Below are 21,954 nucleotides of genomic sequence, written 5' to 3' on the forward strand. Positions count from 1 at the left end.
GCGTAGAGATGGTAATGCCTGGTGACAACATCAAAATGACTGTGAGCTTAATTCACCCAATCGCGATGGACGAAGGTTTACGTTTTGCGATTCGTGAAGGTGGCCGTACAGTAGGTGCTGGCGTTGTAGCGAAAATCATCAAATAATTGATTGATAAATCAATAAATATAAAAAGGCGTATCGAAAGGTACGCCTTTTTTGTATGTGATATTTGTTGCAAAGATGACGAAAAGTGCGGTGGAAAATACGCTACTTTTATTACTTAGAAATTATGTTATCAACAAAAGAAAGAAGAAAAGAATTAGGGGACTTTTGTCCCCTAAGATTTAATTGAAATTACCTGAATAGAAGATGATAAGAATAATAATCGGGATAATGAATTTCACATAGTTGAACCAAATGGCTGTGAATTTTTCTCCTGCGCCTAATTCTTTTTTCGCTTCATCTTTTAATACATAACCGACGAAGATAGCACTACCAAGTGCGGTTAAAATAAAGAGAATATTGCCACTAATATAGTCGAATGCATCAAAAATGCTTAAGCCCATAATACGTGTATCAGCCCATATATTGTCCCCTAAGGTTGAAGGAATATTACCTAAAATGAAAGTTGAACCGAGGGTTAAGGCAATAGCTTTTTTGCGACTGAGTTTGGTTTTCTCTTGTAACGCAGTAATCAGTACTTCATAAATGGTTAATGAAGTTGTGAGTGCCGCAATAATGAGCAAGCCAAAGAAAATCGTGGCGAAAATGCTACCCGCCCACATATGTGAGAATACAATTGGTAAGCTTTGGAATACGAGGGTTGGACCTGAATTTGGTGCTACATTAAAGGTAAATAATGAAGGAAAAATCATAAAGCCAGCAGCGAGTGCGATTAATGTGTTGATCACTCCGGTAATTGTGGCTGTTTTAATGAGATTTTCTTTTTTATCTAAGTAACTTGATAAGGTAATTAATACACCAAAGCCGAGGCTGAGTGCGAAGAATACTTGCCCGAGAACAAAGATAAACAGCTCTTTTGTAATTTTAGAGAAATCCGGCACTAAATAAAATTTTATGCCTTCAGATGCTCCCGGTAATGTGATGTTGCGCACGATCATGACGAGCAAGAAAATAAATAATAATGGCATCAGATATTTAACTGATCGTTCAATACCATCTACAATCCCTTTTGCTAAAATCACATAGTTCGTGATCACAAAAAGTGCGGTGTAAATTAGGATAGTTTTGGGATCGTTTTGGATATGTTGGGTAAAGAAGTTTGAGGTGGTTTCAATAGTGACAGGCGAAGATAAATCCAGATTACCAGAAATTAGGCTGCCAATATAAGTCAGTACCCAGCCACCTAGCACCATGTAATAGGCAAGAATACCAAAAGAACCTAATAACCCCATGTAACCTAGTATTTTCCAAGCCGGATGAATTTTTTTACCATTGGCAGAGCCTGCAAAAGCATCAACGGAATTGATGCGCATACGGCGACCAATCACATTCTCCACTAAGATCATAGGAATACCAATGACGATCATCGCAATACAGAAAAGTAAAACATAAGCACCGCCGCCATGTTCGCCAACTAAATAAGGAAAGCGCCAAGTGGCACCGAAACCAATGGTTGCACCTGCGACAGTGAGGACGTAAGTTAAGCGACTTGACCAAGATTGTCGTTTTTCTTGCGTTGTCATAATTACCTCAAAATTAAGTCATAAATAGCTTGATAAAGCATGTAGAGTGAAAGTTGCAAATTATAGCATTAAAATCTGCCGAGCGATAAAAAATAAGGTTTAAATCGGGAAGATTTAAACCTTATTTAATTGAAACGATAAATTATTTTGGTTCGCCAATTGGTAATACTGTGCGACCGAAGCTTTCGTTAATCATTTCTGCTGCGGCAAGGTAGAATGCACATAACGCAGTGATGAAACCTAGATAGCCACCAATGTTTACGATGCTATGATTACCTGTTGCATCGCCAATAGCTAACGCATAGAAAGTTAAGGTTAAGAAAAAGAAAATAGCGCGTAATGCTTTTGCTTTTGCTAAAGTACCTAAGAACATCATAAAGGTAAATGTCCCCCATGCAGCTAAATACCAAGCAACGAAAGTTGCTGGTGTTTCGCCTTTGAAGAAGGTTACAAATAACGCCCAAGACCACCAGAATGCGCCGTAGCTTGTGAATGCAGTGAAACCAAAGGTATTGCCTTTTTTGAATTCGAACATACCTGCGATCATTTGTGCTGTACCACCGAAAGCGAATGCCATCGCTACGACTAATCCAACGCTTTTACCATCAAAAATACCGGCATTGATTAAACATAATAACCATGTTGTTAAGGCAAAACCGCATAAACCTAATGGACCTGGATTGGCTAAGCCATCTTTTGTTGCTGACATAAAATTTCCTTGAAATTTGAAATAATTAAGAGTGATAAAAAAGGGCGATAGTATGGCGGATTTTTGTGCAGAAATAAAGAGGGTACAAGAAAAATATCTTTTGTAGTTATGCTTTTGGAGTAGGCTTGCTCAAAAATGCTCAATAAATGTTATATTTCGGCAAAAAGTTTGATCGCGATCACACTTTTTTGATAATTTTTCTATAAATTTAACTCTAAATAAGTATAATTCTCCTTAGTAATAATTTTTAATTTTTAACCACTAGGAGAAATCATTATGAGTAATGCTGTAGAAAATGCAGTGAGTCCTGCTCAAGCTGAAGTAAATGCCCTTGTAGAAAAAGGTTTGGTTGCATTGGAAGAATTCCGTCAACTTAATCAAGAGCAAGTGGATTACATTGTCGCAAAAGCGTCAGTTGCAGCTTTAGATAAACATGGTGTACTGGCTATGCATGCTTATGAAGAAACTGGACGCGGTGTCTTTGAAGATAAAGCGACCAAAAACTTGTTTGCTTGTGAGTATGTAGTAAACAATATGCGTCATTTAAAAACAGCTGGCGTGATCAGCGAAGATGATGTAACTGGTATTACTGAAATTGCTGATCCTGTTGGTGTAATTTGTGGTGTAACTCCAACCACTAACCCAACCTCAACAACGATTTTCAAATCACTTATTGCGTTAAAAACACGTAACCCAATCGTATTTGCGTTCCACCCATCTGCACAACAATCATCTGCTCATGCAGCTCGTATCGTGTATGAAGCAGCAGTTGCAGCGGGTGCGCCGAAAAACTGTGTTCAATGGATTGAAACTCCTTCCATGGAAGGTACTTCTGCGTTAATGAAACACCCTGGTATCGCAACAATTCTTGCAACTGGTGGTAATGCAATGGTTGAAGCGGCTTATTCTTGCGGTAAACCAGCATTAGGTGTTGGGGCAGGTAACGTACCAGCTTATGTAGAAAAATCAGCAGATGTGAAACAAGCAACTCATGATATCGTTATGTCAAAATCTTTTGATAACGGTATGATCTGTGCATCTGAGCAAGCGGCAATTGTTGATGCAGAAATCTATGATGAGTTTGTTGCTGAAATGAAATCTTATGGCGTGTATTTCGTTAATAAGAAAGAAAAAGCATTATTAGAAGAATTTATTTTTGGTGTGAAAGCAAATGGTGCAAATTGCGCTGGTGCTAAATTAAATCCAAATGTAGTTGGTAAACCAGCAGCGTGGATTGCAGAACAAGCCGGCTTTAAAGTACCAGAAAAAACCAACATTTTAGTTGCTGAATGTAAAGAAGTTGGTGAAAAAGAGCCATTAACTCGTGAAAAATTATCACCTGTATTAGCGCTATTAAAATCAAATTCAACTGAAGAAGGTTTAGCCTTCTCAGAAGCGATGGTGAACTTCCATGGTTTAGGTCACTCAGCTGCGATTCATACTAAAGATACTGAATTAGCTAAACGTTTCGGTGAGAAAGTGAAAGCAATTCGTGTGATTTGGAATTCACCTTCTACCTTCGGTGGTATCGGTGACGTATATAACTCTTTCCTCCCATCATTAACCTTGGGTTGTGGTTCTTACGGTAAGAACTCCGTAGGGAATAACGTAAGTGCAATGAATTTAGTGAATATCAAACGTGTGGGAAGACGGAGAAATAATATGCAATGGTTTAAAGTGCCTTCAAAAATCTATTTTGAACGTGATTCAATCCAATATCTACAAACAATGAAAGGCATTGAACGTGTAATGATCGTGACTGACCGAGCAATGGTCGATTTAGGATTTGTAGATAGAATTGCTGAACAATTACGTTTAAATCACCAAGGCGTAACCTATCAATTATTTGCGGACGTAGAACCAAACCCAAGTATTGAAACAGTACAACGTGGTACAGAATTAATGCGTAGCTTCCAACCTGACACTATTATTGCGTTAGGTGGCGGTTCACCAATGGATGCAGCAAAAGTAATGTGGTTATTCTATGAGCAACCTGAAGTTGACTTCCACGATTTAGTACAGAAATTCATGGATATCCGTAAACGTGCGTTCAAATTCCCGCAATTAGGACGTAAAGCGAAATTCATCGGTATCCCAACTACTTCTGGTACAGGTTCTGAAGTAACACCATTCGCGGTAATCACTGATGGCGATATTAAATATCCATTAGCGGACTACTCATTAACACCAACCATTGCTATTGTTGACCCTGCATTAGTGATGTCTGTACCAGCACATGTTGCGGCAGATACAGGTTTAGACGTGTTAACTCACGCGACTGAAGCTTATGTGTCAATCTTAGCAAATGACTTTACTGATGGTCTTGCATTACAAGCAATCAAACTTGTGTTTGAAAACTTAGAAAAATCAGTGAAAGAAAAAGAGCCAATGGCACGTGAAAAAATGCATAATGCTTCAACTATGGCTGGTATGGCGTTTGCTAATGCATTCTTGGGTATTTGTCACTCAATGGCTCACAAAATTGGTGGTAAATTCCACACTGTTCATGGTCGTACCAATGCAATCTTACTGCCACACGTTATTCGTTATAACGGTACTCGTCCAACTAAATTAGCAACTTGGCCGAAATATTCAAGCTATGTAGCTGATAAACGTTACCAAGATATCGCGAAAATGTTAGGCTTACCAGCATCAACGCCTGCGGAAGGTGTAGAATCTTACGCTAAAGCTTGCTATGACTTAGCGGTACGTTGTGGCGTGAAAATGTCATTACGTGATCAAAGTGTTGATGAGCAAGAATTCTTAGCTGCACGTCGTGAGCTTGCATTAAATGCATACGAAGACCAATGTACACCGGCTAACCCACGTTTAGCAATGGTGGAAGATATGGAAGAAATTATGACTAAAGCCTTCTATGGTGAAGAGAAATAATTTCCTAAAACCTTAAAAATTAACACCGCACTTTAATTCCAAGTGCGGTGTTTTTTTATCAAGTTTTATAAAGCCAATTGAGGATGATATTGTTCTGTCAGTTTGACCAGTTCGGCGAGCGAAATAGGTTGGATTGTTGCTGGCATGGTCAGATTTCGTGCTTGCAAATCAACTTCTACGGCATAGCAATTGGCAGTTAATTGCTGAAATAATTGTGGATATTTGAGAGGTAATAACACCGCATTTTGCCATAAAACCACCGCATCATTGGCTGTGATTTGCTGTAAATAGCGATTTAGCTCCGCATCGGCATAATTGGCTTGGGAAAACGTATAAAGCATAGCTATCCTTAAAATGTGAGAATTTGCACCGCACTTTGTAACATTTGGGCGATTTCTGCTCGTGCTTTTGGCAGACAAGGAAGAATCAATTCTGCTTGTTCAAGTTGATATTGTTGCAGAGACTGCTGGCAGACAAAACAGTTTTCTATATCGTACAGTTCAAGTAATTTGAAGGTGCGAATAAAATCTTTTTGTAAAATGCATTCAGGTTGCTGACCTGCTAATAAATTGAATATACCATCTTCAATAAAAAAGACCGCGATTTCATTTTCTTCACAAAAAGCGCTTGCGGCTAAAACAGCATCCAGTCCTTCACGACTGACTGATGAACCATGCGGCGAGGTTTTAAACACAAATGCCAATTTAATCATAATGTGATTACTCGATCTGCTTCTAATATAGCTTGACTGAATTCGCCTAATCCTGCCAAGACGAAATGAGGGGCAAGATTTTGTTGTTCAGGTAAAAGTGCGGTGGAAAAATCCACAATTCCACGTCGTTGGCTAGCAGCAATACAAAGGTGCAATGGCACCTGATATTGTTCAGCAAGTTGCTGCCAATGTTTAGTTAGGTTGAACTCGTCGTTTGCGGGGGAAACAAAGGCATTGCCATTACTCACTCCTTCTTGGAAAAAGAAGATTTGGCGAATTTCGTGCCCTTGTTCTAATAAAGCGATTGCAAATTGATAGGCTAAAAAAGCCCCTTGGCCGCCATAAACAGGGTGTTTCACAGCAAGGACATATTGCATGATTAGTCCTCTTGATCTTGCTTGATTTGACGAATATACAAATAAACCGTATGACGTGAAATGTCTAAACGCTCAGCCACTAAATTAATTGCGTCTTTAATATCAAATATCCCTTTTTCAAAGAGAGAAACAACAATTTGGCGGTTTTTATTATTATTTGCAACGAAGCGATCTGCTGTGACTTCTTCAATGGTTTGTTCAACGGTTTGAGTGACCAATTCTTCTACTGAACTGGCGAAGTTTACACTCGAAGTTTCGTCTTGCTCTTGCACAGGCATGAGTGTTTGTAAGAATTGAGAAATAGGGACATCTAAATTAATGTTAATACATAGCAAGCCAATAATACGTTGCTGTCCATTACGGATCGCAATAGTGATGGATTTCATCAAACTATTGCTTTTCGCTCGCGTAAAATAGGGTTTGGAAACACTTTCTGTTTTCATATTATGCAATGATTGCAATGCACGATCGGTAATTGGTGAGCCAACTTGACGATTTGTATTATGTCCATTGGCAATACAAATTGCTGAACGTTCTAAGTCTTCCAACGAGTGAAGCACAATCTCACAATGGCTACCAATTAATGCACTTACGCCTTCTACGACCGCTTTGTAAGAGGTCAGAATAGTACGATCTTCCTCAGTAAATGGACGTCTATCATTTAACATAGATGATTTCTCGAATAAATAAGCGCACTTGTAGGTCTTTGCCTACAAAGTGCGGTTTCTTTTTGGGTTATTTTTTAGGATTAATATCTAATAATTCCACATCAAAATGGAGCGTAGAATTGGCAGGAATCACGCCCATGTCTTGATCGCCATAGGCTAAGTTTGCAGGGATAACTAATTCAATTTTTCCGCCTTTTTTGATCAGCTGTAAACCCTCTGTCCAGCCAGGAATCACTTGATTGAGTGCAAACTCAACAGGTTTGTTTCGCTCAACTGAGCTATCAAATACTTTGCCATTTGGTAATTTGCCAGTGTAATGCACTTTCACCACATCAGTTGCCTTAGGTGATGCGCCTTCTCCTGCTTTTTCAACACGATAAAGTAAGCCAGATTTTGTTTCTTTTACATCTGCTTTTTTCTTAAATTCTGCCACGAATTTTTCGCCTTCTTGTTGCGTTTTTTTCGCTTGTTCTTCAATTTTACGTTGATGTTCTGCTTTCACTTTATCTTCAATACTTTTTAATGTATTGGTTAATTCAGGATTATTTAAATCCACTTTACCTGCGATAGCATCTTTTATGCCTGCTAATAATTTTTCTTGGTCATAATTGATGACATCTTTTTGTGCCTCAATCACACCTTTTACATCTGTACCAAATAATGCACCTAATGCATAGGATTCATTTTTGGTATCTGCATGGGCTACCGCAGTAGTAAAAAGTGCGGTGATAAATAAGCCAACACAGGAAATTTTTTGTCTTTTTAGCATTTTGCTATCCTTTTATGAGTTAAAATAAGCCACATTAGATTATAGAGCTTAGCTCTCTTTGTCAATTATGCGAAAAAGAAAGAATAAGAGGAATTCATGCAAAAATTAGAAGCCAGAATTGCGGAATTGGAAACAAAATTAATGTTCCAAGAACATACATTAGAAGCATTGAATCAAGCCTTGGTGGAACAGCAATTTATGATGGATAAAATGCAAGTACAGATCCGCCATTTAGCCAATAAATTGAAAGATATGCAACCATCGAATGTGGCAAGTCGCGCAGAAGAAACCCCTCCGCCACATTATTAAAATCTGTGATGTTCATCACATTTTATGCCACGATTTTAGGGTAAACTGCTGTGTATTAATTCAACAATTAAGGAGTAAAATATGTTTCCAGAATTTCGCGACTTAATCACCAAATTAAAAACAGAAGATATGCATTTTGCTCGTTTATTTGATGAACATAATGCGTTGGATCAACGAATTAAGAATATTGAAAGCCACATTGAATTGGCGACGCATACTGAAGTTGAAGATCTGAAAAAGCAAAAATTACGCTTAAAAGATGAGCTTTATGCGATTTTGAAGAAAGCAAGTTAAGTTGAAATAAAAAAGTGCGGTGGAAAATACCGCACTTTTTTGTTTAAGGTTTAATATCACGCAAAATAGGATTTTGCATGGAAATTAAGGTTTCTGTGGATTGAATCTCATCGATCAATTGGATTTTAGTTGCCAATACACTGTGCAGTTCCGCAATAGTGTGCGTCATTACTTTAATAAAAATGGAGTAATTGCCCGTTGTGTAATAAGCTTCTACCACTTCATCAAAGCTTTCTAATTTTTTGATGACTTTTTCGTAGTCTTTCGCTGATTTCAAAATAATGCCAATAAAGCAGCACACATCATAACCCAATTTACGTTCATCAATACGGATTTTTGTTCCTTCAATAATGCCAGACTGACGCATTTTTTCTACTCGTACATGGATTGTGCCTGGACTTACACCGAAATTTTTTGCCATTTCAGCATAAGGTGTACGGGCGTCTTTTGTGAGAACGCGTAAAATTTGTTGATCTAAATTATCAATTGTATGCATAACAACCCCCAATTTAAAATATATCTAATTTTGTGGTGAGATAATTGATTATTTTTCTTATTATAAGCTATTTTTTCTAAAAAGTATTGAGTTTTGTGCTTTTTATGTTGAATAATATGCAACAAGCATTAAGAAAAAATGCAGAATAGCTAAATAAGGTATTATAACAATGGAAAAATCATTTATTTTACAACAAAAAGAAATTAGTTTTGTTAAGAACACGTTTACACAAAACCTCATTGAAAAACTTGAGATTATTGAGGTGCAAGGCCCAATTTTAAGCGAAGTGGGCAATGGTATGCAGGATAATTTATCGGGAATTGAAAAAGCAGTACAAGTGCATGTGAAATGCATTCCAAATGCAGTGTATGAAGTAGTGCACTCATTGGCAAAATGGAAACGTCATACCTTAGCACGTTTCCAATTCAAAGAAGGTGAAGGTTTATTTGTTCACATGAAAGCACTACGCCCTGATGAAGATTCATTAGATCCAACGCACTCAGTTTATGTGGATCAATGGGACTGGGAAAAAGTGATTCCTCATGGTCACCGTAATTTTGATTATTTGAAAGAAACTGTGCGCTCAATTTATAAAGCGATGCGTTTAACAGAGCTTGCTGTGGAAGCCCGTTTTGATATCCCGTCGATTTTGCCAAAAGAAATTACTTTTGTGCATAGTGAAGATTTAGTGAAACGTTATCCAAATATGACGGGTAAAGAGCGCGAAAATGCAATTTGTAAAGAATATGGTGCGGTATTCCTTGTCGGTATCGGTGGCAAATTATCGGATGGTAAACCACATGATGGTCGTGCACCAGACTACGATGACTGGACAACCGAATCTGAAAATGGCTACAAAGGTTTAAATGGCGATATTTTAGTGTGGAACGATCAACTTGGTACTGCATTTGAATTATCTTCAATGGGGATTCGTGTTGATGAAAAAGCGCTGCGTTTACAAGTTTCACTCACTGGTGATGAAGAGCGTTTAGAAATGGATTGGCACAAAGATTTACTTGCTGGTCGTTTGCCTCTTTCTATCGGTGGCGGTATTGGCCAATCTCGTTTAGCCATGTTCTTATTACGTAAAAAACACATTGGTGAAGTACAATCAAGCGTTTGGCCAAAAGAGATGTTAGAGAAATTTGAAAATATTCTTTAATACATAACAAGGAAAAAGTGCGGTTAAAAATCATGGTGTTTTTAACCGCACTTTTGTTTTGATTAAATTAAATAATACGAGAGAACTGTTGTCTACGCGCTTGCTGTCTTGAATAGGTATCAAAGCACAAGCAAATGTTACGAATTAATAAGCGTCCAGTCGAAGAAACTTGAATACCCTGTTCATTGATTTCCACTAAACCATCTTTAGCTAACGGTTTTAATAATTCCAGATCTTCCGAAAAATGTGTTTTGAAATCAATATTATATAGCTGCTCAATTGTCGAAAAATCAAGTTTGAAATTACAGATTAAAGCCTTAATGACATCACGACGTAAGCAATCTTCTGCTGTCATGGCTAAACCTTTGTGTAACGCAATGCCTGTAGTATCCACGTCAGCATAATAACGTTTTAATTCTTTTTGGTTTTGTGCATAGGTATCGCCTAATAAGCTGATTGCAGAAACACCCAAACCTAATAAATCACATTCTTCTTGTGTAGTATAGCCTTGGAAGTTGCGGTGCAAAATGCCTTTATCCTGTGCAATCGCCAGTTCATCATCTGGTTTAGCGAAATGGTCCATACCAATAAATTTGTATCCCGCTTGACCTAAGGTTTCAATGGTTTTTTGTAGAATGGTTAATTTTGTTTCGGGTGCAGGTAATTGATGATCCTTGATTTTGGCTTGACCAGCAAAACGGCTTGGCAAGTGGGCGTAGTTAAAGACGCTTAAACGATCAGGGTTGAGTTCAATTACTTTTTGTAGCGTGAACATAAAACTTTCTACGGTTTGCAGTGGTAAACCATAAATTAAGTCTAAGTTTGTGGATTGGAATCCTAATTCACGCGCACGCGTAAGAAGTTGACATACAAATTCTTCATCTTGTTCACGATTGATGACTTTTTGTACGTCTTTATTGAAATCTTGTACGCCCATGCTAATGCGGTTGAAACCAATGCTACGCAAGTGATCAAGCATAGATAATTCAATTTCGCGAGGGTCCATTTCAATGGAAATTTCTGCTTGTGGTGAAATATTGAAATTATCTGTCAACATTTTCATTAATCGTGCTGATTGCGCTTCGCTTAAATAGGTTGGTGTACCGCCGCCCCAGTGAATTTGAGTGACTAAGCGCCGTGTAAATAATGTGGCACGATTTTTAATTTCTACTTCAAGATAATCTAAATAAATATCGGCTTTATGTTGATGGCGAGTGATAACTTTATTACATCCGCAGAAATAGCAAAGTTTATGACAAAATGGAATATGAATATAAAGCGACAGAGGGCGTTCTGGATAGCGTGCTGCCGCAGCCTTGAAATCCTCATTATTGTAATTTTCGTGGAATTCAAGCGCTGTTGGATAAGAGGTGTAACGCGGTCCTGAATGGTTGTATTTTTGAATGAGATTGAGATCCCAAGTAATTTCGTTCATAGTGTTATCGTTCGGGTTATTGAATATCATTAAGCAGCAAGGTTAATTCTGCTTTAATTTGTTGTTCTAACTCAGCTTCTTTGCTTTCTCGCGTTAAATCAAGACGCATGCGTTCATTTTTCTTGAGCGTTTTGCGAGCCTCATGGGTTGGCATGTCTTGCACCACTTCATACAGTTGCCACATTGCCTCATAGCTGTTCAAGCGTTTTTTGCCCAAGGGGTCGAGCAACATTTTTAAACGAATGACACCTTCAGACAGGTTACAATCACCGTTTTGCATTGCCTTGGCAATAATTTCAATGCTTTCTGTAATACGTTGCATGCGCGCATTTTTCGCTTGTTCAAAAGCCTGTTTTTGTTGGCGCAGTTGGCGTAATAAATGGATAGTATATCCTGCCATTACGGCTAAAATGATTACGCCAAGAATCAATAAAATGGTTTTTAACATCGTTTATTTAAATTGGTTAATATCAATTTTCTCAAAAGTGCGGTATAAATCGTCATCGTTTTCTTCTTCATCTTCAATGCCTAATTCATCCATTAATACCGCAATACGATCTAAACATTCATCCACAAATTGTTGATCTTCTGCACTCAATGTTTTGCCCGCATCCAGTTGGTCGAGCAAGTCATTTAAACATTCGTTATTTTCTAATTGTTCTAACTCTTGCATTGGATCAAGTGCGGTGGATTTTGGCGTCGTTTCTAGCGCAGGAATGAATTGCCCTTTTTCAGGTTTATTCACAAACTCCACAATTAATGGCACTTTCTTACGACTACCAATACGTGGGTCTTGTTTTTTCTCTGCGGATTTATTCGCCTGTACTTCAGTTGCACTGTGGCGAGAGCCAGAAGTTAACCCTTTGTGTTTACGCTTTCTTTTTTCTTCGCGTGCTTTGGAATCCAGTTCGTAGCGCGTGAGTTTTTTTCCTGAAAGTGGTTTACCTTCAGGTTTTTTATCTGATTTACGTGTCGGCATAATATCCGTTACACGACGACTTTTCTTTTGTCTTGACATAGTTTTGTTATAAGTGAAAAAATTGATTGAATTGTAACATAAAACAGTAAAGGACGTTAAAAACGTCCTTAAAAATACCGCACTTTCGTTATAACCAACCTTTACGTTTGAAATAAATATAAGGCGTTAAGGCTGCCACAATCATTAAACCAATTGCCATTGGGTAACCATATTTGAAATGCAGTTCTGGCATAAAGTCAAAGTTCATGCCATAAGTGGAGGCAACAAGTGTTGCCGGCAAGAACATAACAGATACCACCGAGAAGAATTTCATAATTTTATTCTGCTCAATATTGATATAACCCATTGCCGCTTGCATTAAAAAGTTGACCTTTTGGAACAAAGATTCGTTATGGGGTTGTAATGATTCAATATCTCGTAAGATTTCGCGCGCTTGTTCTAACTGATTGGTTGGTAAACGGGTCTTACGCACTAAGAAACTTAATGCACGCTGAGTATCCATCAAGCACAAACGTACTTTAGAACTGGCGTCTTCTTGTTCTGTTAAAGTAGCTAGCGCTTGATCAAAAGCTTCCCCTTGTTTTCCTTCCAAAATAATACGGCTTAATTGTTCCAACTCTGCGTAGGCTGTTTCAATAACGTTCGCCAATTGCTCGATTTTGGTTTCAATTAAATCCAATAAAACTTCATAGGCATTACATTCTTCTAAGCGTTGATAACGTGAACGCATACGATATAAGCGGAATGCTGGAAGTTCGCGATCACGCAGAGTAAATAAACGCCCATCACGCAACGTAAATGCCACAGAGGCTAAATCCGCATAATCGTCTTCATCTTCGCAATAAAAGAACGAGTGCAAATGTAAACCATCTTCGTCTTCAAAAAAACGTGCAGATGCCTCGATATCTTCTAATTCAAGAAAGCTTGCAAGGTTTTGCGCAAGATCTTGTTGTAGGGTTTCACGCTCTTCTTCCGTTGGTTCGAGTAGGTCGATCCAAATCGCACTGTTGAGATCAGGATTCTGTTCTTCATCAATGCGTGTAAGACGCGCGTCTTCTAAAGCAAATATATTGATCATTTTGTCATACTCCTTATTGGGATTATGAACAAACTCGATGAACAAAGGTTATTTTTCAAAAGCAAAAGTGCGGTTGAAAAATGAGTAAAAAGATACCAAAATGGCGGAACGGCTTATCCGCGAACTTGTCGCCTGATAAGTCCTTAATGAAAGGAAAAAGGCGACACTAAAAGAAAGTATAAAGTCGGTATCGACTGTGACTGTCCAAAGTGTGTGCTCCAAAGTAATAAAATCGTGGCGAATGTTACGCTTCAAAGGCGGATTCGTCAAGATGTAAAATAAAAATCCAGCATTTACGCTGGATTTTTTAAATTATTTATGTGGATAGTCCCACCAAATATCGAATAATTCGCTCACTTCAACTTGTTGAAGTCCGTTATTTTCTAACCATTGTTTCACTAAAGTGCGGTGGTTTTCATCACATTTACCTAGTTTTTCTAAGCATACTAAGCCTTCCCAATGTAAGTAACCACTTCCTTCATAGGCTAAACCATTTTCTTGAATCACTTCGCGAATAAAGTTATCGACTACTTCGTCAATTTGTTCAATGCTAGTACCTTCAGCAAATTGCCAATTGACTAAAAAGCCTAATTCTTGGAATTCTGCTAAATGCATTTTTTTACGCTGACGAGCATTACGTTTAATTGCCATAATTTTCTCCTATTGGGTGGTTTAAAGTGCTGCGTGCTTATTTAGAAATTATTTCTTATATTGACCGCCGTTTGTATCAATAAACAGGTTTTCTTTAAATTCGCCTATTTTTTCATTATCAGATATTCTATAAAAAATCCCATTTTTAACAGTACCAGTAAGGCTATTTTTGCCTATAATATCAGTAAGAGTTGCTTGATAGTCTCCATTTTTACCTTTTTGAACAGTGAAAGATGTCTTAGGATTATCTATTTTTGTATAAGTACCGCTATAATCTTTTTCATCGTTGCACGCAACTAAACCGAAAGCTAGTAAAGTTGAAATTATCAGAGTTCTAAGTTTCATATATTTTTTCCTCACGTTTTAAAGGATTTTCTATTGCATTGCGTTTAGCTAACTCTTTTATTGTTTCAAGATTAGAATATCAATCTATCAGAATATGAACGACATCACTTATCCTAGATGATTTTGTCCTCAGAGTACAGTAGTTTTGAAACAAAAAGTGCGGTCAATTCCACCGCACTTTTTTATGTTTCTTATTTACCACGTTGTTTCCATAAATGGATGAGACGTTTGTAACGTTCGGAGACGTCTTTAATTAATTCTTCATCATTAATTTTGTTAGCTAACCAGTCAGCAGAAGGTTGACCGAAGATTGTTCTACCGACGGCAAATCCTTTGACTAATGGCGCATTGGCTGACGCATCAAAAGTTGCTTTAAATTGCGATTCTGGTGCATCTAAACCTAAAATTAAGATACCGCGGCAGAATGGATCATTTGTTTTAATGACTTCGCTGATTTTCGCCCAACATTCTGCAGAAACACCTGGTAATTTCCACCAATCTGGTTTGATACCCATGCTGTAGAAGTGGCTAAGCATATCAACGTAATAGCTTTCTTTTTGTTCCATATCCGCAGGTAAAATGATTTCGAGTAGTAATTCATGTCCTGTACGGCAGCAAGCCTGGTAAACTTCAAGGAGTTTAGCATCTTGGTCTGCTTTAAGCTCGGCTTTATCCTGTGGATGATAGAAGGCTAAGCATTTAACCACATGCTCTTGAGGCCAATTAATTAACTGGCTGCCTAGGTCGCCATGTTCTAAACGTAATGGACGTGAAGATGGCATTTCAATTGGGCGGCCAATCCACCATTTTTTGCCCGTAATTTCATTCAATGCTTCTTGACCGAAAGTGGTATCGGCAAGAATACCCGCGTGACCATTGTAAATACCTTCTTGTTCTGCAGTTTGTTCTGCTGCTTTTAACAACAATGTTTTTAATTTTGGAATTCTATTGATATCTGCACCGCACTTTTCAGCCATATCAACAAGTTGTTTACGATGGTCGAAGGCAAAAATGCAAAGATCGTCCCATTGTGCTTTACGTGTTGTTACTCGGTGTAAATGATTTAACTTATTATCTAAATCTGGGCGAGGAACAGATTGTGCGCGAGATAAATAATCGTCTAGTTCTTGTTTTGTTGGCATCGCTGGGGCGCAGCCATGGCGAGAAACTACCAATGCACCACAAGCATTTGCATAGCGGCAAGACTGTTCCCAACCTTCATTGTTGATGTAGCCGCGAATTAAGCCTGACATAAAGGCATCGCCTGCACCTAAAACGTTTAGTACTTCAACGCGTACACCATAAACGTTTAATCCGCCGTCTAAGTCATCTGGGATCGGCCCTTCAAATACAGAGCAACCTAAAGCCCCACGTTTACAAACAAGCGTTGCGTTACTGAATTTGCGTACATTTTTTAATGCGGTTAAGGTATCTGTTGAACCGCCAGCAATGTGGAATTCTTCTTCTGTACCAACAAGGACATCAAAATAATGTAATACTTCTTGTAATGATTTTGTCACCGCTTCTGAATCAATAAAACGGGTTTCGCCGTCGCCTAAAGATGTTAACCCCCATAACACTGGGCGATAGTCAATATCAAGTAAGCGTTTCGTATTATTTTTTGTGGCATATTCTAATGCAGTGATAACGGCATTACGGGTTTTTGGATGGGATAAATGTGTACCTGTAATTGCTAAGGCTTTTGCAGATGCAATATATTCTTCATCAAAATCATCTGCTGTAATTGCCATATCTGCACAGTTTTCACGATAGAAAATCAATGGGAAGGTATCCTGATCTTTAATCCCTAAAATAACTAATCCCGTTAATCTTTCTTTATCTGTAATTAAATGGCTGGTATCCACACCAACACGTTGTAATTCTTCTCTTAAAAAGCGTCCCATGTGTTCATCGCCTACGCGTGCGAGCATCGATGATTTCACGCCTTGAACCGCTGTACCATAGGCAACATTGCCTGACGAGCCCCCTAGGTATTTGGAAAATGATGAAACATCTTCTAAACGAGAACCAATTTGTTGAGCATATAAATCAACAGCAACACGACCAAGGCAAATCAAATCTAATGTTTTTTCTGTTGTTTTCATAGTTGTTTCCCTCTTGTACTTATAAAGCTATAAAACATGATGACCTTATTATAATAACAAAAAATCATTTTGAAATATTTATTTCATATTTTTTGAATTTAAAAATTATATTTGGGAGATTGATCACAAAATTAAGGGTGTTTCAGCGAATTTATGTGATATGTGAACATATTGAAGTCAATATATTTTGCTTGGCCTAATTGGGTTTTTATGTTGTAAAGATAAGAAATTTTGATCTATGTCGCAAAAATGAAATTTTTATTTCAATAAGCTTGAAATGAAAAAGGGATGGGCTATACTGCAACCATATATTCATCCCTTTGATTTGGAGTATTAATATGAAAACAGTTCGATTAACCGTTGCGCAAGCATTAGTTAAATTTCTTGATAACCAATATGTTGAATTTGATGGAAAGGTAACGAAGTTTGTTGAGGGCATTTTTGGTATTTTTGGTCATGGTAATGTATTAGGCTTAGGACAAGCGCTTGAACAAGATTCGGGCGATTTAGTTGTACGACAAGGGCGTAATGAGCAAGGTATGGCTCATGTTGCGATGGGCTTTGCAAAGCAAAAATTACGTAAACAAATTATGGCTTGTACTTCTTCTGTTGGTCCAGGTGCTGCCAATATGATTACTGCAGCTGCGACTGCCACAGCAAATCGTATTCCACTTCTTTTATTACCGGGCGATGTCTTTGCTACTCGTCAACCGGATCCTGTTTTACAACAAATAGAACAAACCTATGATTTAAGCATTAGTACTAATGATGCATTCAAAGCGGTTAGTAAATATTGGGATCGTGTTTCTCGTCCAGAACAATTAATGACAGCTTGTATTAATGCAATGCGAGTTTTAACCGATCCTGCGGAAACAGGTGCGGTGACTTTAGCATTACCACAAGATGTGCAAGGTGAAGCCTATGATTTCCCTGAATATTTCTTACAAAAACGTATTCATCGCATTGAGCGTACGCCGCCAACAGAAGCGATGTTAAAACAAGCGATTGAGTTAATTCAACGTAAGAAAAAACCATTAATTATTTGTGGTGGTGGTGTTCGATATTCAGAAGCTGCAGAGCAATTAAAAGCCTTTGCCGAAGCATTTGATATTCCATTTGCGGAAACGCAAGCAGGTAAAAGTGCGGTGGTTTCTGATTATCCTTTCAATGTTGGTGGTGTCGGTGAAACAGGTTGCTTAAGTGCAAATTTATTAGCAAAAGAAGCAGATTTAGTGATTGGTGTGGGTACGCGTTATACCGACTTTACTACTTCATCTAAATGGATTTTCCAAAATCCTGATGTGAGTTTCTTAAATATTAATATTGCGCGCTTTGATGCTTATAAATTAGATGGTGTTCAGGTTACCGCTGATGCGAAAGAAACATTGTTAAAATTAACCGCACTTTTAGCACCAACAAATTATAAAGCGCAATGGGGCAATCGTATTGCAGAAGCTAAACAGCAATTTGCCGACGAATTAGCTCGCGTATATAACGTAACTTACACTGGAAAAGACTTTGTACCAGAAGTAAACGACAATTTAAATCGTGAGAAAGTCTATGAAGAATTCATTAATTTAACCAAATCTTATTTAACGCAAAGTCGCGTATTGGGTATTTTAAATGAAACCTTAGGGGAAAATGACGTTATTGTCGGTGCGGCGGGCAGTTTGCCGGGTGATTTACAGCGCACATGGCAATCTAAAGGCGAAAATACCTACCATTTAGAATATGGTTATTCTTGTATGGGTTATGAAGTCAATGCGTCTTTAGGGGTGAAAATTGCGGAACCTCATCGTAACGTTTATACCTTATTAGGCGATGGTTCTTACATGATGCTTCATTCTGAATTAGTGACATCTATTCAAGAGAACAAAAAAATTAATGTAGTGTTGTTCGATAATATGACGAATGGCTGTATTAATAATTTACAAATTGGTCATGGTATGGATAGTTTTGCTACTGAATTCCGTTTCAGAAATGAAACAACAGGTCAACTTGATGGTGGTTTTGTACCTGTTGATTTTGCTATGAATGCAGCGTCTTACGGTTGCAAAACTTATAAAGTTACTAATGAACAAGAACTTCGTGCTGCGTTGGAAGATGCGAAGAAACAAACGGTTTCTACATTAATTGATATCAAAGTTTTACCAAAAACAATGGTACATGGTTATGGTAGCTGGTGGCACGTTGGTGTGGCAGAAGTGTCCGAAAAAGAATCTATCCAAAAAGTGTATGAAAATGCGGTAAAACGTATTGATGAAGCAAGACGTTATTAATGATTTATTAAATTAAGGTAGGAAAATATTTCCTACCACCTTCAATTGAGTCATTCTTTTTAAGAGGAAAATATTATGAAAGCTGAAAATGTAAAATTAGGTATTGCGCCAATTGGTTGGACTAATGATGATATGCCAGATTTGGGCAAAGAAAATACCTTTGAACAATGCGTGAGTGAGATGGCGTTAGCAGGCTTTACTGGAAGTGAAGTTGGTAATAAATATCCTCGTGATGTTGAGGTACTAAAACGTAAATTGGATGTACGTGGTATTCAAATTTGTAATGCATGGTTCAGTACATTCTTCGTTGATGGTAAAAAAGAACAAACAATTAAAGAATTTATTGCGCATCGTGACTTTTTACATGCAATGGGTGCTAAAGTTATTGGTTGTTCAGAGCAAAGCCGTAGTATTCAAGGCACAACTAAATCTGTATTTAATGAAAAACCTGTTTTCTCAGAAGAAGATTGGAAATTATTAGCAGAAGGTTACAATGAATTAGCTAAATTAGCGGCTGAAAAAGGAATGAAAGTGAGTTTGCACCACCATATGGGAACAGGGGTACAAACACCAGCAGAAATCGATAAATACATGGCAATTACAAATGATGATGTGTATTTATTATTCGATTCAGGTCATTTGTACTATTCAGAAGGCTGTCAAAAAGCGATGTTAGCTGTATTAGAAAAATACATTGATCGTATTTGCCATGTTCATTTAAAAGATGTGCGCGATGAAGTGGTTGCTGAAGTCAAAGCAAATAATTTAAGTTTCTTAGAAGGTGTACGTAAAGGGACATTTACTGTGCCTGGTGATGGTGTGATTGATTTCAAACCTATTTTTGACATTTTAGAAAAACATGACTACAAGGGCTGGATGGTTGTTGAAGCTGAACAAGATCCCGCAATTGCAAATCCGTTAGAATATGCAATTAAAGGTCGTAAATATATTAAAGATGTTGCTGGAATTTAAGGAGAACGAAAATGATTAAAGTCGGTATTATTGGCGCAGGTCGTATCGGTCGCGTTCATTCAGAAAGTATTACTAAATATGTGAAAGGTGCTGAAATTAAAGCTATTTCAGATGTGAGAGTAACAGAAGAATTAAAAGAATGGGCAAAAGGCATGGGGATTCCTAATGTTTATGAAGATTATCGCCAAATTTTACAAGATCCAGAAATTGATGCGGTATTAGTTTGTTCTTCAACAAATACACACGCGCCAATTTCTATTGAAGCTGCGCAAGCAGGAAAACATGTGTTCTGCGAAAAACCAGTTGATGCAGATCCTGTAAAAATTCGTGAAGTTTTAACCGCGGTTGAGAAAGCTGGCGTGAAATTCCAAGTCGGATTTAACCGTCGATTTGACCATAACTTTAAAGCAATTAAAGATCGTGTTGTGGCAGGTGATATTGGTGAGCCACATATTATTCGTGTGACTTCTCGTGACCCAGATGCGCCACCAATTGAATATGTAAAAGTATCTGGTGGTATGTTCTTTGATATGACAATCCATGACTTTGATATGATTCGCTATTTATCTGGTAGCGAAGTGGAAGAAGTGTATGCTGCAGGTGGTGTATTAGTGAATCCTGAAATTGGTAAAGCTGGTGACATTGATACCGCAATTATCACGTTAAAACTCAAAAATGGCGCGATTGGTGTCATTGATAATAGCCGTAAAGCGGTTTATGGCTATGACCAACGTGCAGAAGTGTTTGGTTCTAAAGGCGCTGTACAAACAAAAAATGATACAGATTCTACCGCAGTTTATTCTTGTGCTTCAGGTGTGATTGCAGAAAAACCAAAATATTTCTTCCTAGAAAGATATATGCAGTCATTTGCAGACGAAATTGCTTGTTTCGTTGATTCAATTGTGAATGATAAACCAACATTGGTAAATGGTAATGATGGTTTACAACCAGTTCTAATTGCTTTAGCTGCGAAGAAATCTTTAGATGAAGGTCGTCCTGTAAAAATCAGCGAAGTCATCTAATTTTGTGATAGGCATTCCAAAATCTGGAATGCCTTATATACCACGCAATTTTTTTATGGTTTATTAAACGACAGGAGGTCGATCTTAAATGGAAATGAGGCAGTAACTCTATTTACGATAATCGTCAATAAGTTATTGCCTTTTATGGTAGCTATGCTATGTCAGTATTTGCTTTTTATATAGGGAAAATTGATATAAGGAAGTAATTATGAATATAACCAATTTATATGAAAAATTAACGTCTTTATTAGGCGAAGTTAAGGCTCAGAGATTGTTTTCTGGTATTGGCATTTTCCATAATAATCATATGTTTGCAATTTGTAAGAAGGGATGTTTTTACCTTCGTGCAAAAGGAAAGCTAGCAAATGATGTTGAAAAAATTGGCGCTATTCGATGGGATCGGGATGGTATCCCCAGTAATTTAAAAATAAAGGATTATTATCAAATTCCTAGCGAGTATATTATTGATGAGGATAAAAATCATATTTTACTCGAAATGATGCACGCATCTTTACGTCAAATAGAAGATGAAAAGTTGCAAGAAGCATTAGAAAAAGCAGAACTTATTAGAAGATTGCCTAATTTGTCACTTAAATATGAGCGTTTATTGGCAAAGGTCGGTATTACAACAATATCTCAACTGCGTGAAGTTGGTGCTGCAGATGCGTATGTCTTGATTAAATCAAAAGGGATTTTTGTAACAAGTCATATGTTTTGGAAAACATTTGCTGCATTAAAGAATAAATATGTGGAATTATTAACTGAGGTTGAGAAGGATGAAGGTTTTGCTGAAGTGAATAAAAAATTAGCTTTAGCGAGTCTAAGATCACTAAGATATAGACCATAAATTAATCATTTGTAAAGTTGTGTAATTTTTTAGTAAATTTTTATTAAAAAATACTTGCAAAGGTTTTTTATTTGCATATAATACGCAGCACACAACGACACGCTGTTGTGAAGATGTAAAATAAGCAGTGTGTCGTTATTTTTTGTTCTTTAAAAAGATATCAGA

24 protein-coding genes are annotated in these 21,954 nt (G+C 37.5%); 9 read left to right on the forward strand and 15 right to left on the reverse strand.

The genetic code is table 11. The annotated features are described in order from the left end of the window. Nucleotides 1-146: EF-Tu C-terminal domain-related protein (locus ACT2CV_RS09710; RefSeq protein ID WP_464974066.1), on the forward strand; the 146-nt coding region annotated here is incomplete at its 5' end. 180 nt (nucleotides 147-326) lie between these two features. Here ACT2CV_RS09710 and ACT2CV_RS09715 read toward each other — a convergent pair. Both ACT2CV_RS09715 and ACT2CV_RS09720 read right to left on the reverse strand, forming a co-directional pair. Further along, nucleotides 327-1,688: a sodium-dependent transporter gene (locus ACT2CV_RS09715; RefSeq protein ID WP_464973258.1), complete on the reverse strand. Its 1,362-nt coding sequence runs from the start codon at nucleotides 1,686-1,688 to the stop codon at nucleotides 327-329. A gap of 142 nt (nucleotides 1,689-1,830) precedes the next feature. Beyond that, nucleotides 1,831-2,397 carry an acetate uptake transporter gene (locus tag ACT2CV_RS09720; protein WP_464973257.1) on the reverse strand — a complete coding sequence of 189 codons (567 nt, stop codon included), beginning with the start codon at nucleotides 2,395-2,397 and terminating at the stop codon, nucleotides 1,831-1,833. Nucleotides 2,398-2,673: 276 nt separating this feature from the next. On the opposite strand from ACT2CV_RS09720, the gene adhE reads away from it, so the two are divergent. Further along, entirely contained in the window at nucleotides 2,674-5,289 is a 2,616-nt protein-coding gene (adhE, locus tag ACT2CV_RS09725; protein WP_464973256.1) for a bifunctional acetaldehyde-CoA/alcohol dehydrogenase, read from the forward strand. Between the two features lie 65 nt (nucleotides 5,290-5,354). Here the strand turns inward: adhE and ACT2CV_RS09730 are convergent, their stop codons facing one another. The 5 genes from ACT2CV_RS09730 to fkpA form a co-directional block, all read right to left on the reverse strand. Continuing rightward, nucleotides 5,355-5,630 carry a DsrH/TusB family sulfur relay protein gene (locus ACT2CV_RS09730; protein WP_464973255.1) on the reverse strand — a complete coding sequence of 92 codons (276 nt, stop codon included), beginning with the start codon at nucleotides 5,628-5,630 and terminating at the stop codon, nucleotides 5,355-5,357. 8 nt (nucleotides 5,631-5,638) lie between these two features. Then, a complete protein-coding gene (gene tusC, locus ACT2CV_RS09735; RefSeq protein ID WP_464973967.1) occupies nucleotides 5,639-5,998 on the reverse strand; it encodes a sulfurtransferase complex subunit TusC in 360 nt (119 codons plus the stop codon). Continuing rightward, nucleotides 5,998-6,378: a sulfurtransferase complex subunit TusD gene (gene tusD, locus ACT2CV_RS09740; protein ID WP_464973254.1), complete on the reverse strand. Its 381-nt coding sequence runs from the start codon at nucleotides 6,376-6,378 to the stop codon at nucleotides 5,998-6,000. The genes tusC and tusD overlap by 1 nt, the downstream gene beginning before the upstream one ends. A 2-nt stretch (nucleotides 6,379-6,380) precedes the next feature. After that, nucleotides 6,381-7,046: a helix-turn-helix transcriptional regulator gene (locus ACT2CV_RS09745; protein ID WP_464973253.1), complete on the reverse strand. Its 666-nt coding sequence runs from the start codon at nucleotides 7,044-7,046 to the stop codon at nucleotides 6,381-6,383. A 67-nt stretch (nucleotides 7,047-7,113) separates the two neighbouring features. Then, the gene (gene fkpA, locus ACT2CV_RS09750) at nucleotides 7,114-7,815 is read right to left on the reverse strand and encodes an FKBP-type peptidyl-prolyl cis-trans isomerase (RefSeq protein WP_464973252.1); all 702 of its coding nucleotides are present in this window, start codon (nucleotides 7,813-7,815) and stop codon (nucleotides 7,114-7,116) included. Between the two features lie 96 nt (nucleotides 7,816-7,911). Here fkpA and ACT2CV_RS09755 point away from each other — a divergent pair, with 96 nt between their 5' ends. Beyond that, a complete protein-coding gene (locus ACT2CV_RS09755; protein WP_464973251.1) occupies nucleotides 7,912-8,124 on the forward strand; it encodes a SlyX family protein in 213 nt (70 codons plus the stop codon). Nucleotides 8,125-8,205: 81 nt separating this feature from the next. Then, nucleotides 8,206-8,418, forward strand: coding sequence for a YdcH family protein (locus ACT2CV_RS09760; RefSeq protein ID WP_464973250.1), 213 nt, complete (start codon nucleotides 8,206-8,208; stop codon nucleotides 8,416-8,418). 43 nt (nucleotides 8,419-8,461) lie between these two features. On the opposite strand, the gene asnC is transcribed toward ACT2CV_RS09760, so the two are convergent. Beyond that, nucleotides 8,462-8,914 carry a transcriptional regulator AsnC gene (asnC, locus tag ACT2CV_RS09765; RefSeq protein ID WP_464973249.1) on the reverse strand — a complete coding sequence of 151 codons (453 nt, stop codon included), beginning with the start codon at nucleotides 8,912-8,914 and terminating at the stop codon, nucleotides 8,462-8,464. 169 nt (nucleotides 8,915-9,083) lie between these two features. On the opposite strand from asnC, the gene asnA reads away from it, so the two are divergent. Then, a complete protein-coding gene (gene asnA, locus ACT2CV_RS09770) occupies nucleotides 9,084-10,076 on the forward strand; it encodes an aspartate--ammonia ligase (protein WP_464973248.1) in 993 nt (330 codons plus the stop codon). A gap of 67 nt (nucleotides 10,077-10,143) precedes the next feature. Here asnA and hemN read toward each other — a convergent pair whose 3' ends face one another. From hemN to ACT2CV_RS09805, 7 genes are all read right to left on the reverse strand, one after another. Beyond that, nucleotides 10,144-11,511, reverse strand: a complete 1,368-nt coding sequence (hemN, locus tag ACT2CV_RS09775; RefSeq protein ID WP_464973247.1) for an oxygen-independent coproporphyrinogen III oxidase — start codon at nucleotides 11,509-11,511, stop codon at nucleotides 10,144-10,146. A gap of 16 nt (nucleotides 11,512-11,527) precedes the next feature. Continuing rightward, nucleotides 11,528-11,959 carry a DUF2489 domain-containing protein gene (locus ACT2CV_RS09780; RefSeq protein WP_464973246.1) on the reverse strand — a complete coding sequence of 144 codons (432 nt, stop codon included), beginning with the start codon at nucleotides 11,957-11,959 and terminating at the stop codon, nucleotides 11,528-11,530. A gap of 3 nt (nucleotides 11,960-11,962) precedes the next feature. Beyond that, the gene (yihI, locus tag ACT2CV_RS09785; RefSeq protein ID WP_464973245.1) at nucleotides 11,963-12,529 is read right to left on the reverse strand and encodes a Der GTPase-activating protein YihI; all 567 of its coding nucleotides are present in this window, start codon (nucleotides 12,527-12,529) and stop codon (nucleotides 11,963-11,965) included. A gap of 88 nt (nucleotides 12,530-12,617) precedes the next feature. Next, nucleotides 12,618-13,568, reverse strand: coding sequence for a magnesium/cobalt transporter CorA (corA, locus tag ACT2CV_RS09790; RefSeq protein WP_464973244.1), 951 nt, complete (start codon nucleotides 13,566-13,568; stop codon nucleotides 12,618-12,620). A gap of 312 nt (nucleotides 13,569-13,880) precedes the next feature. Then, nucleotides 13,881-14,219 carry a YggL family protein gene (locus ACT2CV_RS09795; RefSeq protein ID WP_464973243.1) on the reverse strand — a complete coding sequence of 113 codons (339 nt, stop codon included), beginning with the start codon at nucleotides 14,217-14,219 and terminating at the stop codon, nucleotides 13,881-13,883. A 48-nt stretch (nucleotides 14,220-14,267) separates the two neighbouring features. Next, on the reverse strand, nucleotides 14,268-14,564 hold the full coding sequence (locus tag ACT2CV_RS09800) for a hypothetical protein (RefSeq protein WP_464973242.1): 297 nt from the start codon (nucleotides 14,562-14,564) through the stop codon (nucleotides 14,268-14,270). A 191-nt stretch (nucleotides 14,565-14,755) separates the two neighbouring features. Then, the gene (locus ACT2CV_RS09805) at nucleotides 14,756-16,669 is read right to left on the reverse strand and encodes a bifunctional 5-dehydro-2-deoxygluconokinase/5-dehydro-2-deoxyphosphogluconate aldolase (protein ID WP_464973241.1); all 1,914 of its coding nucleotides are present in this window, start codon (nucleotides 16,667-16,669) and stop codon (nucleotides 14,756-14,758) included. A gap of 338 nt (nucleotides 16,670-17,007) precedes the next feature. On the opposite strand from ACT2CV_RS09805, the gene iolD reads away from it, so the two are divergent. The 4 genes from iolD to ACT2CV_RS09825 all read left to right on the forward strand — a co-directional run bounded on the left by iolD (nucleotide 17,008) and on the right by ACT2CV_RS09825 (nucleotide 21,789). Continuing rightward, on the forward strand, nucleotides 17,008-18,948 hold the full coding sequence (gene iolD, locus ACT2CV_RS09810; RefSeq protein WP_464973240.1) for a 3D-(3,5/4)-trihydroxycyclohexane-1,2-dione acylhydrolase (decyclizing): 1,941 nt from the start codon (nucleotides 17,008-17,010) through the stop codon (nucleotides 18,946-18,948). Between the two features lie 75 nt (nucleotides 18,949-19,023). After that, nucleotides 19,024-19,920, forward strand: a complete 897-nt coding sequence (gene iolE, locus ACT2CV_RS09815) for a myo-inosose-2 dehydratase (RefSeq protein WP_464973239.1) — start codon at nucleotides 19,024-19,026, stop codon at nucleotides 19,918-19,920. An 11-nt stretch (nucleotides 19,921-19,931) separates the two neighbouring features. Continuing rightward, a complete protein-coding gene (gene iolG, locus ACT2CV_RS09820) occupies nucleotides 19,932-20,942 on the forward strand; it encodes an inositol 2-dehydrogenase (protein WP_464973238.1) in 1,011 nt (336 codons plus the stop codon). 208 nt (nucleotides 20,943-21,150) lie between these two features. Beyond that, nucleotides 21,151-21,789, forward strand: a complete 639-nt coding sequence (locus ACT2CV_RS09825; RefSeq protein ID WP_464973237.1) for a TfoX/Sxy family DNA transformation protein — start codon at nucleotides 21,151-21,153, stop codon at nucleotides 21,787-21,789. Nucleotides 21,790-21,954 lie beyond the last annotated feature (165 nt).

It is taken from the genome of Reella acinonychis (genome assembly GCF_052384575.1).
In the GTDB taxonomy this organism is placed as follows: Bacteria; Pseudomonadota; Gammaproteobacteria; order Enterobacterales; family Pasteurellaceae; genus JBQSUQ01.

What these genes read in the sequence shown, in the direction of transcription:
- ACT2CV_RS09715 (WP_464973258.1), bottom strand. Translation starts at nt 1,688, where the DNA reads ATGACAACGCAAGAAAAACGACAATCTTGGTCAAGTCGCTTAACTTAC.
- ACT2CV_RS09720 (WP_464973257.1), bottom strand. Translation starts at nt 2,397, where the DNA reads ATGTCAGCAACAAAAGATGGCTTAGCCAATCCAGGTCCATTAGGTTTA.
- adhE (WP_464973256.1), top strand. Translation starts at nt 2,674, where the DNA reads ATGAGTAATGCTGTAGAAAATGCAGTGAGTCCTGCTCAAGCTGAAGTA.
- ACT2CV_RS09730 (WP_464973255.1), bottom strand. Translation starts at nt 5,630, where the DNA reads ATGCTTTATACGTTTTCCCAAGCCAATTATGCCGATGCGGAGCTAAAT.
- tusD (WP_464973254.1), bottom strand. Translation starts at nt 6,378, where the DNA reads ATGCAATATGTCCTTGCTGTGAAACACCCTGTTTATGGCGGCCAAGGG.
- ACT2CV_RS09745 (WP_464973253.1), bottom strand. Translation starts at nt 7,046, where the DNA reads ATGTTAAATGATAGACGTCCATTTACTGAGGAAGATCGTACTATTCTG.
- fkpA (WP_464973252.1), bottom strand. Translation starts at nt 7,815, where the DNA reads ATGCTAAAAAGACAAAAAATTTCCTGTGTTGGCTTATTTATCACCGCA.
- ACT2CV_RS09755 (WP_464973251.1), top strand. Translation starts at nt 7,912, where the DNA reads ATGCAAAAATTAGAAGCCAGAATTGCGGAATTGGAAACAAAATTAATG.
- ACT2CV_RS09760 (WP_464973250.1), top strand. Translation starts at nt 8,206, where the DNA reads ATGTTTCCAGAATTTCGCGACTTAATCACCAAATTAAAAACAGAAGAT.
- asnC (WP_464973249.1), bottom strand. Translation starts at nt 8,914, where the DNA reads ATGCATACAATTGATAATTTAGATCAACAAATTTTACGCGTTCTCACA.
- asnA (WP_464973248.1), top strand. Translation starts at nt 9,084, where the DNA reads ATGGAAAAATCATTTATTTTACAACAAAAAGAAATTAGTTTTGTTAAG.
- hemN (WP_464973247.1), bottom strand. Translation starts at nt 11,511, where the DNA reads ATGAACGAAATTACTTGGGATCTCAATCTCATTCAAAAATACAACCAT.
- ACT2CV_RS09780 (WP_464973246.1), bottom strand. Translation starts at nt 11,959, where the DNA reads ATGTTAAAAACCATTTTATTGATTCTTGGCGTAATCATTTTAGCCGTA.
- yihI (WP_464973245.1), bottom strand. Translation starts at nt 12,529, where the DNA reads ATGTCAAGACAAAAGAAAAGTCGTCGTGTAACGGATATTATGCCGACA.
- corA (WP_464973244.1), bottom strand. Translation starts at nt 13,568, where the DNA reads ATGATCAATATATTTGCTTTAGAAGACGCGCGTCTTACACGCATTGAT.
- ACT2CV_RS09795 (WP_464973243.1), bottom strand. Translation starts at nt 14,219, where the DNA reads ATGGCAATTAAACGTAATGCTCGTCAGCGTAAAAAAATGCATTTAGCA.
- ACT2CV_RS09800 (WP_464973242.1), bottom strand. Translation starts at nt 14,564, where the DNA reads ATGAAACTTAGAACTCTGATAATTTCAACTTTACTAGCTTTCGGTTTA.
- ACT2CV_RS09805 (WP_464973241.1), bottom strand. Translation starts at nt 16,669, where the DNA reads ATGAAAACAACAGAAAAAACATTAGATTTGATTTGCCTTGGTCGTGTT.
- iolD (WP_464973240.1), top strand. Translation starts at nt 17,008, where the DNA reads ATGAAAACAGTTCGATTAACCGTTGCGCAAGCATTAGTTAAATTTCTT.
- iolE (WP_464973239.1), top strand. Translation starts at nt 19,024, where the DNA reads ATGAAAGCTGAAAATGTAAAATTAGGTATTGCGCCAATTGGTTGGACT.
- iolG (WP_464973238.1), top strand. Translation starts at nt 19,932, where the DNA reads ATGATTAAAGTCGGTATTATTGGCGCAGGTCGTATCGGTCGCGTTCAT.
- ACT2CV_RS09825 (WP_464973237.1), top strand. Translation starts at nt 21,151, where the DNA reads ATGAATATAACCAATTTATATGAAAAATTAACGTCTTTATTAGGCGAA.